Origin of the sequence: Faecalimonas sp. (genome assembly GCA_029264305.1) — a bacterium.
Lineage (GTDB): Bacteria > Bacillota > Clostridia > Lachnospirales > Lachnospiraceae > Faecalimonas.
The window spans coordinates 54,709-72,685 of sequence record JARICA010000019.1 but is presented as its reverse complement, the minus strand read 5'-3'; the positions used below and the strand labels follow the sequence as shown (position 1 = coordinate 72,685).

Genomic DNA, 17,977 nt, shown 5'->3' with positions numbered 1-17,977 from the left:
CTTTATAAAAAAAGCAAGAAAAATTTACAATTACTTAAAAATAGGACGTTATTCAACGTCCCATCCACTAAAATTCCATTGTTTTCATCACAAGAGCTGAGTGTTTCCCCATGTTTACAGCAACCTCTCCATTTCTCACAAGAATTTCTTCATATTCCATAGTGTAATCATCATCATAAGTATAAATCAATCTTCTCATTCTACTCTTCTGCGGAACGCCTGCACGCCACACAGGAACAACCACCTCTGCACGCTCACTTCTATTATTTATTACAATGATAAACTGTTTTTTAGAACTAAATCTAGCATATGCTAAAATATGCTCCTCCCCATGAAGCAATAAGATGGATCCACTTTTGAACTCTTCATATTTTTTATGAATATTCACCATTTCCTTATGAAAAGCAATTAATGCTTTATCCTCATAGCCCCACGGATATGTTCTTCGATTATCAGGATCTGTAAATCCGCATACCCCCGCTTCATCTCCATAATAAACAGTTGGTGCACCAATCCACGTCATCTGCATTGTAACTGCAATTCTAAAAACAGCTTTACTTACATATTCCTCAGCGGCTTTCGCCCCTAATTGTGCAGCTCTTCCTACCATGTGATTTGTTCTTGTCAAAAATCTAGAATGATCGTGATTAGAAAGTTCATTCATTGCAACAAGCCTGGATGGCATAAACATTTTCGTCATATGATATCTCATCGTTTCAATGAAATGATCTGCATTCCCCCAAAGTTCTTGTCTTTCTTCATCACTATGTTTTTCCATTCCGGTCAAAAACCATGTAATCGGCTCCATAAAAGCATCGTAGTTCATTACCGTATCCCACTCATCTCCCAAAAGCCATTCCTTTGGATCTCCATAATGTTCTGCTATAATAACAGCATTAGGGTTCGCTTCTTTTACTACACCACGAAATTTTTTCCAAAATTCATGATTATATTCATTACTATAGCCCAAATCAGCAGCCACATCCAATCTCCATCCATCTACATTATATGGAGGAGAAACCCATTTTTTTGCAATACGAAGTATATCTTTTTCTAATTTACTAGAGCCCTCGTAATTTAACTTTGGAAGAGTTGAATGTCCCCACCATCCCTCATATCGGCTATTATATGGCCAATCAGAATCATTATTCACATCAAAATGGAAAAATTCTCTATACGGACTATCCTTTGAAATATAAGCTCCTTTTTCATAATTTTGCTGTTTCTCATAAATATGTTCTCTATCTAACCATTTATTAAACGAACCACAATGATTAAAAACACCATCCAAAATCACTTTCATTCCTCTTTTATGGATTTCTTCCACTAACTGAATAAAAAAGAGATTACTTGCCTCTAAATTTTCTTTATCCGTTGTCCTTTTTTGATATTTTGTTGCATGAACATTATTTTTAGCATGCTCTCCAATTAAATCTCCACCATCATTTACAATAATTGCATAATGGGGATCTATATAATCATAATCCTGTATATCATATTTATGATTAGATGGAGAAACAAATATAGGATTAAAATAAATCGCTTCCACTCCCAAATCTTGAAGATAATCTAATTTATCCATAACCCCTTTCAAATCGCCACCGTAGAAATCTCGTACATCCATTTCTCTTGGATACCTATTCCAATCCGTTACTTTTTGAGCTGGCTCTCCTATATATAAATATTCTCTTGTTTCCACATCATTGGTTTTATCTCCATTGCAAAATCTGTCAACAAAAATCTGATACATTACCGCTCCTTTTGCCCAATCAGGTGTTGAAAACCCCGGTGCAATAGCAAAGGAATAGGAATGAATCAGATTTTCGCAGTCTCCATATGCATTATAATAACAATGGTCATCCTTACTTTTCACTTCAAAATAATAGTAAAAAATCTCATTGCTCAACTGTTTCTCAACAGTATAATAATCAAAATCCCCCTCTGTTTCGCTCTTTGTCATTGGCAATTTTTCATTTCCGGATACAAGCCACACCATTTCGACATCATTTTTCGCAGTGCGAAACCGTACTGTAATCCGGCCATTTACCGATGGATCAGGTGGCCAAACATAACTACCCGTTCCATCACTAAATAATGCCTGTTTATTCATAGAAGCACTCCTTCTCTAATTTTCAGAAACTGTTTTCTCAAACAATGACTCAAATTCCTCTCTTGTAATCTTTTCCTTTTCAAGCAAAGCATTCGCACATGCATGAAGAACAGATTCATGCTCTACGATAATCGCTTTTGCCCTCGTATAGCATTCATCAATAATACGTTTAATTTCTTTGTCAATCTGTCCTGCAACTTCCTCTCCATATCCTCTTGATGCGTGTGCAAAATCACGTCCTACAAACACTTCATCACTGTCATTATCATAATTAATCAACCCAAGAGTTTCTGACATTCCAAATTTTGTTACCATTGATTTTGCCATAGCTGTTGCCTGTTTAATATCTTGAGATGCTCCAGTTGTAATATCACCAAAAATAATTTCCTCTGCAATTCGTCCTCCAAGTGATACTGTAATATCCTGCAACATTTTTCCTTTTGTATTAAACATTTCATCTTGTTCTGGAAATGGCATTGTATAACCAGCCGCTCCCATTCCTGTTGGAATAATTGAAACAGTATAAACAGGCCCCACATCTGGGAGAACATGAAATAAAATAGCATGCCCAGCCTCATGATATGCCGTAATTTTCTTTTCTTTATCAGAAATAATACGACTTTTCTTCTCTGTTCCAATGCCAACTTTTACAAATGCTTTACGAATATCACTTTGCTTTACATACACTCGTTCTTCCTTTGCCGCATTAATTGCTGCTTCATTCAGTAAATTTTCCAAATCAGCTCCCGTAAAACCTGAGGTTGTCTGCGCAATTTGTAATAAATCCACATCATCTCCAAGAGGTTTCCCCTTTGCATGCACACGCAAAATCTCTTCTCTTCCTTTTACGTCTGGTCTTCCAACCATGACTTTTCTATCAAATCTTCCCGGTCTTAAAATTGCAGGATCTAAAATATCTACACGGTTTGTAGCAGACATAACGATAATACCTTCATTGACTCCAAATCCATCCATTTCAACCAACAATTGATTCAGTGTCTGTTCTCTCTCATCATGGCCACCACCCATTCCTGTTCCTCTTCTTCTTGCGACCGCATCAATTTCATCAATAAAAATAATACAAGGTGCATTCTTCTTCGCTTCTTCAAACAAATCTCTTACCCTGGAAGCTCCAACACCTACAAACATTTCCACAAAATCAGAACCAGAAATAGTAAAAAATGGAACTCCTGCTTCTCCTGCCACTGCTTTTGCAAGGAGGGTCTTACCTGTTCCTGGCGGTCCTACAAGAAGTACTCCTTTAGGGATTCTTGCTCCAACTTGAATATATTTCTTTGGTTCTTTTAAGAAATCCACAATTTCCTCTAAATCTTCTTTTTCTTCTCGAAGTCCTGCCACTTGCGAAAATGTAATTTTTTTATCTTTATCTGTACTTATTTTAGCTCGACTCTTTCCAAAATTCATCGCTTTTGCGCCTGCTCCTCCACTTGCCTGTCGATTCATCATCATAAATAAGAACAAAACAAGTCCTACAGACACAAGTGTTGAAAATCCTGTTGTGGCAAACCAACTATCTTTTGGAATATCATTCAAATAATACTGCACATCTTCTTTTTGCAAAAATTTTCCAACTTCTTTTACATCAGATACATTGAATGTCTCTTTTTGATCATTTTTCAAAATCACTTCTACTTGCCCCGTCGGAATCGCTTTATTTTGCTTGATTGTAACTGATTTCACCTTTTTTTGTTTAACAGCTGTTTGAAACTGATTATAAGTATACGATGAATCTCGTTGGGGTGTTTCACCTAAAATCCACCACATTCCTAAAAATAATACAATCAAAAAAACAAAAGGGAAACCACTTGCACCTTTGTTTTTACCATTATTCAATTTCTCAATACCCCCTTCTACTCAACACCTTCTACCACACCGATATATGGAAGATTTCTATATTTCTGTGCATAATCAAGTCCGTATCCAACTACGAATTCATCTGGAATTTCAAATCCAACATAATCCACTTTAACATCTTTCACACGACGATCTGGCTTATCAAGCAATGTACATAATCCCATGCTCTTTGGCCCTCTCTTCTTAAGAATTTCTAATAGATAAGATAATGTTCTTCCCGAATCAATAATATCTTCTACAACAATAACTTCTTTTCCTTCTAATGATTCATCTAAATCTTTCGCAATTTTTACTACTCCACTAGAAGATGTTCCATCACCGTAACTACTTACACTCATAAAGTCCATAGATACAGGAATCGTAATTCTTTTTGCTAATTCACACATAAAAAATACTCCACCTTTTAATACACAAATCAAGTGTATCTGTTTTCCGGCATAATCTTCACTGATTTTCTTTCCCAATGCTTCAATTCTTTCGTTCACTTCTTCTTCTGAAATTAATACTTTAATCTTTTCTGCCATTTTCTCTTTCTCCTTTGTCTATTGTGATTTTCAATATATGCTTTGTATTCTTACCTATTTGATACGCACAACCTCTTCTATATCCAAAAATCCATAAGATGTGACTTCCCTCTGCTAGAAGAAAAATATGATCTCGCTCCTCTTTCGGAATCTTTTCATTAATAAAATAGGATTTAAGTTTCTGTCTAGAACCAGTTTCATTAATTATAAGATAATCTCCTTCTCTTCTTGTCCGTATCGCTATAGTATTTTTCATTATATCATAATCAAAGCACTTCGTGTAGGGGGTTTCTATTCCATCTATTTCTATTTCTTTAATATTTTGTATTTCACAATGAATCGTCCATTCCCCTACCCGTTTGTGATTACTCTTCCATAAGTCTAATTCAACTTTTTTCTCTTCTTTTTCTCTCTCTTTTTCATTTATAAACCGGAAACATACACCTTCATAGCACCGCAAGGCACATACATTATAAGGAAGTGAAATTTCTCTTCCAACTTGATTTTCCATTAGTTTACGAACTTCTTCTATATGAATTGCATGAATATCTTTTTCATGTTTTGTTATTGCGGCGATCGCTTTTTTAATGACAAGCCCGCGAAACACCTCCGGAACTTTCTCATATTCTTCTTTTAAGAGAAAAATTTTATTTTCTTTTTTTAAAACAACAAGCTCATACAGATTTTTCACTTCCCCTTCTATATAATCTTGAAGTTCCCATATTCTTTCCATTGCTTCCGAAAAATGTGCAACCGTTTTTTTATTGACACCTTGTTCTAAATTTTGTATAACATGGTGTCGTATACGATTTCTCGTATAATCGTCAGAAAGGTTTGTCTGATCCGTACAATAAGAAATATGTTTTTCTTCCAAATATTGTTCAATCTCTTTTCTTTCTAAGCAAAGCAATGGACGAATTCTATTTTCTTTCACCGGACGCATTCCTCCAAGTCCTGTTAAACCACTTCCTCTTGCTAAATTCATAAGAAGTGTTTCTGCATTATCATTTCTATGATGTGCCACTGCAATTTTTGTTCCATTATACTTTTTTAAGGTTTCCTCAAACGCCTTACGCCTTACATTCCTTCCAGCTTCTTCCAAAGATTCTTTCTTTTCCTTCGCAATCTCCTCTACATTTTCTCGGTAAATTTCATAAGTAAGTTTGTATTTTTCACATACTTCTTTCACATACTTTTCATCATTTTCCGAAGCCTCTCCTCGCAAAAGATGATTAACATGAACAACGATTATTTCAAAACCTATTTTCTTTTGTAATTCCAACAAAACAAAAAGAAGGCATATCGAATCCGCACCACCTGATACACCTGTAACGATTTTATCCTCTTTATGGAGCATTCCCCATTTTTCTACAAATTGTGTGACTTTTTCTATCATTACATTCAATCCTTTTATCTTTTAATATACATTCTCACTATATAGAATTCCATTTTAAAATGCAACCTTTTCATTACAAACTCCAAAATCCAACTACAAGTACTGTCATATCATCTAGCGGTTCTTCTCCTGTCCATTCTAATATCTGCTCTAAAATATGGTGTGCCATTTCTTTCGGATTATTTTTATTCGTACCACTTATAATCGTTTCCATAAGCAAGTCTTGTTCTCCTACCGGAAGTGCATCAAGAACACCATCTGTAACCATAATAATAAAATCTCCATTTTCCAAATGTTTCTTTGTTGTCTCTATTTCCAAATATTGTACAACACCTATCGGAAGACTTGTAGAACTAATTCTCTCCACTTGTTTCCCTCGTTTTATATAAGTTGTAGATGCTCCCACTTTTACGAATTCACAATTCCCATTATATAAATCAAAAACACTCATATCTATTGTAGAAAATCGAATTTCTTCTCGTCCCATAACAAGCGCTGTATTCATCATTTGAATAGCCGTTTCTTTTGGAAAACCCGCAAGTAAAAGTTCTTCTAACATTTCCACAACCATGGCACTTTCTTTAAATGCTTTTTCCCCAGATCCCATTCCATCAGACAGAACGACACCATGTTTTCCACCCGGAAGCTCCATCATCGAAAAATTATCCCCTGAAATCTTGTCACAACCTTTTCCAATTTTTGCAACTCCTTGCAACGTATGGTACTTTGGCCCTTCCATAGCAATAATTGTACAATATTCTTGTCCAACCAATAGTCTTTCTCCTTCTGGCAAAACCATTTTTCTGCCGACTATTTTTGATAAATTTCCTATTAATTCTTTTGTCGTTATACACTGTCCCTTTTTCGATCGCACTGTCAAATGTATTTCGTACTTCCCTTCTGGCGTCATCAAGAAAACACTGCTCAATAAACGTACTTCTATCCTTTTAAACTGATTTTGTATTCTTTTTTCAAGAGATTCATCCGAAAATATACTGGCATTCAATTCATGGGTTGCATGTTGAATCATATGTGCAAAAGAATCTAATTGAACCGCACAACCTCGTCTACTTTGTGCTAATTTATTATTCCATACCAACTCTTTTTTTGCTCCTTGAAAGGTATCAAGCGTCTCTCTTAAAAATCTTGGTGCTTGTATACAACGTTTCTGCAATTTTCTTTTTATTTCTGTATTTAATTCAACACCATATTCTTCCACCGCTGAAAGAATTTCATACATCATTTGGTATGTAGAAATGGAATTTTCACTCATACACCATTCTCTATTTTCACAATCTTTACACACATTTTCATCCACTTCTGCAAAAATTTCTTCCATTTCTGCTTGTGACAACGACTCTCTTTTTTCCTCTAAATGCAAAAATATATTTGCTAAATGTCTAAGTGAACTTGCAAATTTATCAATCTGTGTCACATACGGATTATCCACATTTACTTTACTCATTCCTGCTCTCCTTCTTTATACTATTCGATAGATTTGATTTCCGTAATTATATAAAAAGAAAAAGATTGCGTTAAACGCAATCTTTTGTAAAATCATATATTATTTTTCTGTCTGAAATAAAATCTCGTTCTTTCGGGCAAGACCTAATTCTTCCTTAGCCTTGTCCTCTATATACTCATCTGTCTGCACATATTCTTCTAGTTCTTTAATATCTTCTAATCTTTCTTCCTCTTCTCTAATCTCTCTTTGCAGTTCCTTTTCCTGCGCTTTGTATGTCCTATTCTGAGAGCGAAGAGAAACACTTCCCACAAACACTACTACACCTAACAATGCCAAAACACACGTAACAACTATCATACTACGCTTATGACGCTTTAACTGCTGTTTTCTTTGACGTGCAGATATTTTTTTGTTTATTTTCGTCATAAAAACCACCTATTTACCACTTATTTATACATCATTTTCCCCACAATATATGTTAATATTAGCGTGTTTCCACATGTTTATCAATACTTTTCTCTATTTTTTCGTATATTTTTTTTACTCCTAAAATAAAAAAAGAAAAAAATATCATCCCCAAAACAACACCTAAAACAAAAAACCAACGAACACTGCCATCACTTGTATAATAAATTTCTATAAACAAATACAAACTCGTTCCTGTCCAAAACAAAAAATCTTCTATGGAAATAGCTCGTAAATTATGTTTAATAAATCTCCTAATTATTCTTAACAAAGTATATGTACCATACACAAGAATTCCCGCAAGTACGGCATGAGCAAATATCGCCATTTCTTTTTCTAATCCTAACATAATCCATTACCTAAACAATTTTGTAAGTAAATTTTCCCCTTGTTTTGCCTTTGGGTGGATTTCCGAATAAGCAATGCTATCAATATTTCCCGAGAGATCAACTTCTCCCTTTTCTAAACTGAGCCGATTGACATGAATGTCACTCCCCTTTACCATAAGCATTCCCTGTTCTGTTTCGAGTAATATTTCATTTAAATCAAAAGACAAAACGTCCAACACTCCTGTTACTACGCTTGTCTTTCGATTATTGATTACAATTTTATGTGCTTTTAACACTTGCTTTTCTTCCATTTACCTACACGCCCTTTCTCTTATCCGAACAAACAATACATTCTTTTTGCTATTATATGAAAAGGGCGGTAAATTTATGACTGTCTATAAATAGCAAAACAATTCTTTTGCTTCTTCTTTCTTTGTCGTTTCTTGAAGGTCAAGAACTTTTGCCTTTACGCTTTTTGTTCCAAATTGAATTTCAATAATATCTCCAACTTTTACTTTTTGCGATGCTTTTGCAACTAATCCATTTACTAACACACGTCCCGCATCACAGGCCTCATTCGCTACTGTTCTTCTTTTGATCAAACGAGATACTTTCAAAAATTTATCTAATCTCATATTTCCTCCTTTTAAAAAGGGGCGTAGCAAAACTTAATTTTACTACGCCCCATTCACAGTTCTTAACAATTCACAGCATCTTTCAATGCTTTTCCTACTTTAAATTTTGGTACTTTACAAGCTGCAATACTCATTGTTTTTCCTGTCTGTGGATTTCTTCCTTCTCTTGCTGCTCTTTCGCTTACTTCAAATGTTCCAAATCCTACTAATTGGATTTTTTCACCTTTTTTCAATTCTTCTGTAACAACTTCAACGAAAGCTTTTAATGCTTTCTCTGCATCTTTTTTTGATAATTCTGCATTTTCAGCAACTGCTGTAATTAATTCTGTTTTATTCATGGATATATCCTCCTCTAGTTGTATCATAAAATCCTTCTTAGATTCTATAGCAATTCTGAGCAATTTCGCTATTTCCCCTGCTCTTGCCTAAGTATTGTTATAACGGTTTCCCCTATATTTGTCAAGGGAATTATAGCATTTTATCAATCATTTCAAGCACTTCTTTGCCTAATTCTTCTGATTTTTCGTCTGCATTTTCCAATGATGTTCCTTTTACCCCATAATAAAATTTTACTTTTGGTTCTGTACCTGATGGTCTAACACATAACCATGCTTCATCAGTCAAATCATAATAAATGACATTTGAGTTTGGAAGTCCTGTTGGCTTTATTTCTCCAGTTTCTATATCTTTAATTGTGTTTGCTTGATAATCACGTGCTTTTACAACCTTATATGGACCAAATGAAGACGGTGTTTCTTCTCTCAATGTATTTAAAATTTGCTGGATTTTTTCTAGTCCTTCAATTCCTTTTAACGTAATTGACTGAATACCGTCTTTATAGTATCCATATTTTTCATATAAATCAATCATTGCATCCCACAATGTTTTTCCTTTTGTCTTGTAGTATGCAGCCGCCTCACAAAGTGCCATTGTTGCTACAATAGCATCTTTGTCTCTGGCATGTGTGCCAATCAGACAGCCATAACTTTCTTCAAATCCAAATAGATAATGTCCTTTTCCTGTTGTTTCAAACTCTAAAATCTTCTGTCCGATATATTTAAATCCAGTCAAAACTTCCTTAAGATTGATTTCATATCCTCTTGCAATAGCATCAGCCATGTTTGTTGTAACAATTGTTTTAATCAGACAACCATCCTCAGGCAATCCTTCCTTTTCTTTTCTTTGTCCGATTTCATAATCCGCAAGAAGACACCCAGACATATTCCCTGTAAGAACCTTATATTCCCCTGACATTGTGTCTTTCACATACACTCCTAATCTATCTGCGTCAGGATCTGTTGCTAAAATCAAATCAGCATCTACCTCTTTAGCTAACTTCAACCCCAGTTTAAAAGCTTCTTCTGACTCAGGATTTGGATAAGATACTGTAGGGAAATTACCATCCGGCAATTCTTGTTCTTTAACAATATACACATTTTCAAATCCTAATTCTTTCAAAACACGTCTTACTGGAACATTTCCCGTTCCATGAAGTGGGCTATAAACAATTTTCAATTCTTTATTCATCGCATCAATTGCTTCTTGATGAATAACCTGCCCTTTTAACGCCTCGATATAAGCATCGTCAATTTCTTTCCCAATTGTCTCATATAAACCTGCTTCTCTTGCATCTTTTAGTGACATTGTTTTTACACAATGGAAATCTTCAACTGCCTGTACCTCATCCATAATCCCTTTATCATGTGGTGGTGTAATCTGTGCTCCATCTTCCCAATATACTTTATACCCATTATATTCTGGTGGATTATGACTTGCTGTAATATTAATTCCAGCAATACAATTTAATTGGCGTACTGCAAAAGATAATTCTGGAGTTGGTCTTAACGCATCAAACACATATGCTTTGATTCCATTTCCAGCAAGACAAAGTGCAGCTTCATCTGCAAATTCTGGTGACATATGACGTGAATCATACGCAATTGCAACACCTTTCTCCTTCGCATTTCTTTTCACAATATAATTTGCCAATCCTTGAGTAGCTTTTCTAATAGTATATATATTTAAACGATTTGTTCCTGCTCCAATAACACCTCTAAGTCCTGCAGTTCCAAATTCTAAATCTTTATAAAAACGTTCCTTAATTTCATTTTCATCATCTGCGATTCTCTTTAACTCTTCTTTTGTCTCTTCATCAAAGTAAGAATCATTTAACCATTGATTATATTTTTTCTGATAATCCATACTTTCTTTTACCTCCAGTAATTTCTGCTCTTTATTATACAACAGTCTTTTCCAAATGAAAAGCAAATATACTCTTTAAAAACTGTTTCTTTTCTTCTATCTGAGAAATAGCAACAGAAAGTTTTTCCACATTTTTTTCAGAAATCCATGCTTTATTTGAATGATAGTAACTATTCATCACTTTCCAAAACTTTTCTGGATAAACAAAACGAATACAAAGATACTCTTTTTCTTCATCTGCTAATGGTTTTGCTTCTTGATATGCACGAAGCATAGCTCTGCCTAGTTCTATACTCCAATGATATTTCTCTAACACCTTTCGCATAAAATAATACAAATCAGCTAACTGCACATCTAAGCAAGCATGCTCAAAATTAGTTGTTGCCATTCCTTGTTGTGTCATAATCAGATTATGATAATTATAATCTCCGTGTATAATCGTTCCTTCTTCAATGCTTTTTTCTCTAAGATCTTCATAAACTGAATTTGTCAATTTTCTATCTGCATATTCTGCCCACATATACATTTCCTGAAAATGTTTCAATGCCATATTCTCAAATTGATTTTTTGCTGTTTTATTTCTCATAAATTGTCTGATTTTCCGCAATTCACGATTGTGTCTTTTATATTCTTCCTGTAAATTATTTCCTACAAATAATTTCCAATTTATATCTGAATTTTTCATAAGTAAGTGAATTTTACTAAGATTTCTCGTTGCTTCTAAAACTTCCGCTTCTCGTTTCACATCACATTCTCTTCCCACATACCATTTTTTAAGAATATAATGTGTACCATCTTCAGACTCAGTAATATAACTCCCCTCTTTATTCACAAAAAGTCTATCTACTTGTTCATATCCTCTATTGGTCATTTGAGTTGTAAGCGCTTCTAGAACTGGAATTTTTTTTTCAGAATCAACAGTTTCTTTCAGCAAAAGAACTCCTTTATCTGTTTCGCATAAGACAGCATCCCTTACTTTTTTTGTTGCATTAACTTCTATCTCATACTGTTCTAACACATTTAAATCATATTCCTTCATAACTCCCCCTACATTTTCTATTTTACTCTTTTAACTGTATGAGGATTTTTCATAAAGTAGAACAACATCTATTGTACAAGTCAGAATTTTCTATTTTCTTTCACATAAAGTTTTAACATTTCTTCAGTATTGTATTCCGGATTATCCAAAACTAATTTCAATAACTTATTCAGCATTTCTCCAATTTCTTTTCCTGGTTTCATTCCAAGTTGAATCAAATCATTCCCTGTAATAGCTAATGTTTTTAAAGAAACACATTGGTTTTTTTCCTGTATTTCTTCAAAACAATCACGAATCTCATCTAAATTCGCCAATTTTTCTGTGCGCTGGTATTCACTTTGTGCCATTGTATCAGCCATTCGTACCTCTAAATAAAAAGGAAACAAATCCTCTCCAATCGTATTAATCGCACGTCTAACATTTTTCATCCGTGCAGGCATTCTATAATCATGATACCTTACTAATTTTGTCACTTTTTTTAACGTATCATTATCAAACTTCAATCGCTTTAAAATTTTTTTAACAATTTTTTCGCCCTCTACATCATGACCTTTGAAATGTGCAACACCATCTGCATCTATTGTTTTCATCATTGGTTTCCCTACATCATGAAGTAGCATTGTTAACCTTAGAATCTTATTTTCTCTAATATATGCAAGTGCCTTAATCGTATGTTCTCCAACTGTATACATATGATGTGGTGTTTCTTGTTCCGTTTTCATCATCTCATCAAATTCTGGCAAAATCACCTTTGTAATTCCAAGTTCGTATGCAAGCTGTATTTTTTCTGGATTTGGAGAGGTAAGCATTTTTATCAATTCTACCTGTATTCTTTCTGCACTAATCTGCTGCAATGTCGACGCTAATGCTACAATACCATCCTTTGTTTCTTCCTCTATAGAAAAACCAAGTTGTGCAGAAAAACGAACAGCTCGTAAAATACGAAGAGCATCCTCTCCAAACCTTTCTTTTGCATTTCCTACACAACGGATAATTCCTTTCTTTAAATCTTCCAAACCACCAAAAATGTCAATAATACCTTCTTCTTCATTATACGCCATAGCATTAATTGTAAAATCTCTACGCAATAAATCTTCCCGTAAGCACCTTGTAAATGTCACTTCTTTTGGATGACGATTATCTTCATATTTTCCATCAATACGGTATGTAGTTACTTCAAATCCTTCGTTTCCCATCAATACTGTGATTGTTCCATGCTCGATACCTGTATCAAAAGTCCTGTCAAATAACGCCTTCGTTTCCTCTGGCAAAGCCGATGTTGTAATATCCCAATCTTCAGGTGTTCTTTCTAAGATAGAATCTCTAACGCATCCACCAACTGCATAAGCCTCATAACCATGACTTTTCAATGTTTGAATAATTTTTTTCACTTTTTTTGGTAACGTAATCTTCATTATTTAATCCTTCCCTATTTTTCTGCAGACTGTATATATTTTTTTACTTCATCTTTTTTCATTACTCTTCCAACAGAAACCACTTTTCCATCTATCATTAATGTTGGAGAAGTCATCACGCCCAACTTAACAATTTCCATAAGGTCTTCTACCTTTTCTACCGTTGTAGCCACACCCATCTCCTCTACTGCCCGCATTACATTTTCATATAATTTATCACATTTATCACAACCCGTGCCAATCACTTTAATATTCATATTTCTTCCCACCTTAATTTTTCAACTTCATTTCTGTATCAGTATATTTGGCCCATACATCAAAAATTTTCTTAATAACCGCAGGTCCAATTTTAGAAATAAATACAATTTGTGACTTTTCTAAGTCATCCACCTTTTGAAGATCCACTTTTTCTCCAACCAAATCAACTTGATGCCAACCTTTTCCCTTTAAAGCAACAAATCCCTTTACTCTATACACACTTTGTGAAATCTCCTGAAGAAAAGAAAGTAATCCTTTCTCCTCTACCCTAGAATCTATTTCCATAACTAACGTTTTCGGTTTTGTTTCTTCTGTATTTGTTGTTTCTTCACTTTCTGCCCATTGATACAACAATAAATCTTCATCTAAGACAGACAAATTTAAGTTTCCATTTGCACTTTCTACAATCTTACATACTGGATTTATCTTTCTTATAACTCTATAGAGATGATTCACTTCCTCCTCAGATACCAAATCTGTTTTTGTAATAACTGCTAAATGACAATGTTTTAACTGCCGATAAACCGTTTCTAAATCTTCCAACTGTTTCAGAAAATTAACCCCATCTACAAAACAAATTACACCTTTAAAATCATATTGTTTTCCTGATACGATTTCCGAAGCTTTTAAAATTTCCTCCACATTAGATGGATCTCCAAGCCCTGAACTTTCCACAAACAACTTATCAAATTCATATTGTGCCATTTCACTCAATGCTTGTACAAACTGTAATTTTAAACAAGAACAAAAAATAGAACCTCTATTAATCTCAACCATTTCGACATCATTATGTTTCAGTATTTCTCCGTCAATTCCCAGTTTCCCAAACTCATTTTGAATAACACCTATCCTTTTTCCTTTTAATTTTTCTAAAATTTTTAACAAAATCGTTGTTTTCCCAGCTCCCAAAAAACCTGTAAGAACATATAATTCCATTTATATTCCTTCTTTCTTTATATGATTAGAAATGAAATTCCATTAAATAAATATCCCACCAATACAATTCCTAACGTTACAATCGCTACAAAAGTTATAAAAAGTTTCGGTTTTATCACTTTTTTCAGCATGATAAGCGATGGTAAAGATAACGTTGTAACGGACATTAAAAAGGATAAAACAGTCCCTAACCCTGCACCTTTTAACAGTAGTGTTTCCGCAACAGGTACTGTTCCAAAAATATCTGCATACATCGGAATTCCTACAATAACAGCCAATAAAATTGAATACCACTTTTCTTTTCCTAATACAGTTTCTACCCACATTTGTGGAATAAAGTTGTGAATAATCGCACCAATTCCAACACCAATAAAAATATATGGCGCAACCTTTTTTATTGTTTCAATCACTCGTTCCTTTCCATACAGCCATCGTTCTTTCCTTGTCATTTTATTCCATTCTACAGTTATCTTACCAGTATTTTTTATAAAATTTCTGACATATTTTTCCATATGCAGTTTCTCAATAAGTGTTCCTCCAAGAACTGCAATAAGCAAACCAAAAACAACATATATCACTGCAACTTTCACACCAAAAATACTCATGAGAAGAACAAGAGATCCCAAATCTACCATCGGAGACGAAATCAAAAAAGAAAAAGTAACTCCAAGTGGCAGTCCTGCGCTAGTGAAACCTATAAAAATTGGTATAGAAGAACAGGAACAAAATGGTGTAACTGTTCCTAACAATGCACCAATTATATTTCCTCCAACTCCTTTAAATCTTCCCAAAATCTTCCTACTTCGTTCAGGAGGAAAATAACTTTGTATATAAGAAGTAATAAAAACCACTACAGACAATAGAAAGAAAAGTTTTACTGTATCGTAAAGAAAAAATTTAATTGCATTACTCATTTTCTTACCTCTTGCTTTTCAAACATAATTTCCCCCAATACTTGATACACTTCCTGTAACACTATTTTATTCAAAGAATAATGCGTCCATTTTCCTTCTTTTCGAGGAATAACAATTCCTAAATCACACATCAACTTCATATCATGAGACAATGTAGGTTGTGTAATATGAAATTTCTCCTGTATTTTGCAGGCACAAAGCTCTCCTGCCGATAACATATGGATAATTTTTAGTCTCTTTGGATCAGAAAACACCTTTAAAATCCCAGCATATTTTACATAGTCTATTTCCACATCTTTTCTCCTTTATACATAGATTTTTTTCTATATATAGAATACTCCTCACATAGAAATTTGTCAATCTGTCCCATTCAAAAAGGACAACCGCAAGTAACGATTGTCCTATACTTTCAACATATTTTCCTATTACATATTTCTTGCAACTTCAAACCCTTCAGCAATTGCATCTAAGGCACGTCTTGCTGCTTTTGCATCTCCAATAACATGATATGGAATTTGCTTTTTCTCACAGACCTCTATCAATTCTTTAGAATCGTTTGATTTGAATCCTACTGCGAACACCGCACAGTTGCATGGGATAAGAGTTCCATCTTCTAAAACAATACCTTCCTCCGTAAATTTACATACTTTACTATTTGGTAAAAGTTTTACCTGTAATTCCTGCATTTTCATCATAACTGCAATTTTACGAAGATTTCCTAAGTCACTTCCAATACTATCTTTCATTTCTAAAACAGTCACATCACATCCATCTACCGCAAGAGCATCTGCTGTTTCTAGACCAACTAATCCTCCACCAATAACCGCAACTTTTCCTTTTAGCTTCACTTCATGACGTAACACTTCTGTTGCAGATGTGTGCTCTAATTTATCTGCCCCCTCTAAATTTATGGTAATTGGCGATGAACCTATTGCTAAAACAACTTCGTCCACATCAGCATTTTCAAGCATTTCTGCATCGACTTTTGTATTTTTATGTACTGTTACTAACTTTTCTGTCTGAGCCGCCATTTCCATTGCAGCCATCTTCATCTCTTTTTTTCCAGGTGCCTCTCCTGCAAGAAGAAATTCTCCTCCCAACACATCAGACTCCTCAAATAAAGTAACTTCATGTCCTTTTTCATGGAGTAATTTTGCCGTTTCCATTCCTCCTACTCCACCACCAATAACCCATACTTTCTTTGGTTCAGATACTTTTTTAAATTCATATTCTCCTTCATGTCCAATCATTGGATTTCTCATACAAGTAATGTGTGGACGATTTACCAGATCACAGAATCCGTCATAGCAACCTTGATTACAGCCTACACAATGAACAATTTCTTCAATTCTCCCCTGCTGTGCCTTATTGACAAATTCTGCATCTGCAAGTTGTGCTCTTCCCATTACAACCATATCTACTTTGTCTTCTGCAAGAATCTCTTCTGCTAATTTCGCTGTATTAATTCTTCCCACACCTATTGTTAACATTCCTGTTCCCTTACGAATCTCGGCTGCTTTTTCAATATTAAATCCATTTGGTATATCAATTGGAGGTACTTCGTACATAGTTGCCGCAGTAATGATATTTCCTCTAGATACATCCAATACATCTACCCCATGTTCTTTCGCAATCTTACAGAAACGAATAATTTCTTCAACTGTAAGCCCATTTTCCAACATATCATCCTGTGAATCAATGCGAATAAACAATGGCATTCCTTCTGGCATATTTTTTCTTAATTCGTCGATTACCTCCAATGGAAATCTACATCTATTTTCAAAACTTCCGCCATATTCATCTTCTCTGTGATTAAATCCTGCACTCAAGAAAGAATGTGGCAAGTAGTTATGTGCTAAATGAAATTCTAAGCAATCATATCCTGCTTCTACCGCTCTAACAGCCGCTTTTCCATATGCTAAAATTATTTCTTGAATTTCTTCTTTCGTAATTGCTTTCAGTGTATGTGGTCCAAAATTCATATCAGAAACAACAAATATTTTCGCTTTTGGATCCATAGAAACTGCAATAGACCCTTGCCAAAGCTGAAGTCCTGCTTTTCCTCCATTCTTGTGAATGGCATCCGTAAGTTTTTTGTGCCCTTCTATATGACAATCTTCACTAATAGAAACAAAATGTGCCGGTGCGCTCGGTGTATGTACCGCTGCCACCTCAACAATATTCAATGCACAGCCACCTTTTGCTCTAGCAGCATGATAAGCAATCAATTTATCTGTCACATTTCCTTTCTCATCTGCCATTCTTGTACCCATAGCTGGCATAATAATTCTATTTTTCAACTCCATATCACGAATACGTATTGGAGTAAATACATGTTCAAACATAATTTTTTACCTCCTTTTTTTTCATTATATGGCAATTTTTTTAAAATAGATATTCACATTTTGTAATAT

17 protein-coding genes and 1 pseudogene are annotated in these 17,977 nt (G+C 34.3%); all 18 read right to left on the bottom strand.

Annotated features, from left to right (window positions below; genetic code table 11):
* Nucleotides 1-67 precede the first annotated feature (67 nt).
* Nucleotides 68-2,110: a glycoside hydrolase family 13 protein gene (locus ACY2U7_RS06645; RefSeq protein WP_461816095.1), complete on the bottom strand. Its 2,043-nt coding sequence runs from the start codon at nt 2,108-2,110 to the stop codon at nt 68-70.
* Between the two features lie 15 nt (nt 2,111-2,125).
* Entirely contained in the window at nt 2,126-3,964 is a 1,839-nt protein-coding gene (ftsH, locus tag ACY2U7_RS06640; RefSeq protein WP_461816094.1) for an ATP-dependent zinc metalloprotease FtsH, read from the bottom strand.
* Nucleotides 3,965-3,981: 17 nt separating this feature from the next.
* The gene (gene hpt / locus ACY2U7_RS06635) at nt 3,982-4,509 is read right to left on the bottom strand and encodes a hypoxanthine phosphoribosyltransferase (RefSeq protein WP_461812583.1); all 528 of its coding nucleotides are present in this window, start codon (nt 4,507-4,509) and stop codon (nt 3,982-3,984) included.
* Nucleotides 4,493-5,905 carry a tRNA lysidine(34) synthetase TilS gene (gene tilS, locus ACY2U7_RS06630; protein ID WP_461816093.1) on the bottom strand — a complete coding sequence of 471 codons (1,413 nt, stop codon included), beginning with the start codon at nt 5,903-5,905 and terminating at the stop codon, nt 4,493-4,495. Before tilS ends, hpt begins: the two co-directional genes overlap by 17 nt.
* Nucleotides 5,906-5,978: 73 nt before the next feature.
* Nucleotides 5,979-7,370, bottom strand: a complete 1,392-nt coding sequence (locus tag ACY2U7_RS06625; protein WP_461816092.1) for a SpoIIE family protein phosphatase — start codon at nt 7,368-7,370, stop codon at nt 5,979-5,981.
* A gap of 99 nt (nt 7,371-7,469) precedes the next feature.
* Nucleotides 7,470-7,796 (bottom strand): septum formation initiator family protein, encoded by a 327-nt coding sequence (locus ACY2U7_RS06620; protein WP_461812580.1) that lies wholly within the window; start codon nt 7,794-7,796, stop codon nt 7,470-7,472.
* A gap of 58 nt (nt 7,797-7,854) precedes the next feature.
* Nucleotides 7,855-8,184: a spore cortex biosynthesis protein YabQ gene (yabQ, locus tag ACY2U7_RS06615; protein WP_461812579.1), complete on the bottom strand. Its 330-nt coding sequence runs from the start codon at nt 8,182-8,184 to the stop codon at nt 7,855-7,857.
* A 6-nt stretch (nt 8,185-8,190) separates the two neighbouring features.
* Entirely contained in the window at nt 8,191-8,475 is a 285-nt protein-coding gene (gene yabP / locus ACY2U7_RS06610) for a sporulation protein YabP (RefSeq protein WP_461812578.1), read from the bottom strand.
* 84 nt (nt 8,476-8,559) lie between these two features.
* Nucleotides 8,560-8,799 (bottom strand): RNA-binding S4 domain-containing protein, encoded by a 240-nt coding sequence (locus tag ACY2U7_RS06605; RefSeq protein WP_461812577.1) that lies wholly within the window; start codon nt 8,797-8,799, stop codon nt 8,560-8,562.
* Between the two features lie 62 nt (nt 8,800-8,861).
* Nucleotides 8,862-9,185, bottom strand: coding sequence for a non-specific DNA-binding protein Hbs (gene hbs, locus ACY2U7_RS06600; RefSeq protein ID WP_461812598.1), 324 nt, complete (start codon nt 9,183-9,185; stop codon nt 8,862-8,864).
* A gap of 82 nt (nt 9,186-9,267) precedes the next feature.
* A complete protein-coding gene (locus ACY2U7_RS06595) occupies nt 9,268-11,001 on the bottom strand; it encodes a phospho-sugar mutase (protein ID WP_461816091.1) in 1,734 nt (577 codons plus the stop codon).
* A gap of 34 nt (nt 11,002-11,035) precedes the next feature.
* Nucleotides 11,036-12,040, bottom strand: coding sequence for a CotS family spore coat protein (locus ACY2U7_RS06590; protein ID WP_461816090.1), 1,005 nt, complete (start codon nt 12,038-12,040; stop codon nt 11,036-11,038).
* An 80-nt stretch (nt 12,041-12,120) separates the two neighbouring features.
* Nucleotides 12,121-13,455, bottom strand: coding sequence for a CCA tRNA nucleotidyltransferase (locus tag ACY2U7_RS06585; RefSeq protein ID WP_461812574.1), 1,335 nt, complete (start codon nt 13,453-13,455; stop codon nt 12,121-12,123).
* A gap of 14 nt (nt 13,456-13,469) precedes the next feature.
* Nucleotides 13,470-13,712, bottom strand: coding sequence for a thioredoxin family protein (locus ACY2U7_RS06580; RefSeq protein WP_461816089.1), 243 nt, complete (start codon nt 13,710-13,712; stop codon nt 13,470-13,472).
* A gap of 13 nt (nt 13,713-13,725) precedes the next feature.
* Nucleotides 13,726-14,649 (bottom strand): CobW family GTP-binding protein, encoded by a 924-nt coding sequence (locus ACY2U7_RS06575; protein WP_461816088.1) that lies wholly within the window; start codon nt 14,647-14,649, stop codon nt 13,726-13,728.
* 17 nt (nt 14,650-14,666) lie between these two features.
* A pseudogene (locus tag ACY2U7_RS06570) lies at nt 14,667-15,566 on the bottom strand (permease); the annotation flags it as partial.
* A complete protein-coding gene (locus ACY2U7_RS06565; protein WP_461812571.1) occupies nt 15,560-15,856 on the bottom strand; it encodes an ArsR/SmtB family transcription factor in 297 nt (98 codons plus the stop codon). The gene ACY2U7_RS06565 and the pseudogene ACY2U7_RS06570, both read right to left, overlap by 7 nt.
* Before the next feature lie 132 nt (nt 15,857-15,988).
* On the bottom strand, nt 15,989-17,908 hold the full coding sequence (baiCD, locus tag ACY2U7_RS06560; RefSeq protein WP_461816087.1) for a bile acid Fe-S flavoenzyme BaiCD: 1,920 nt from the start codon (nt 17,906-17,908) through the stop codon (nt 15,989-15,991).
* Nucleotides 17,909-17,977 lie beyond the last annotated feature (69 nt).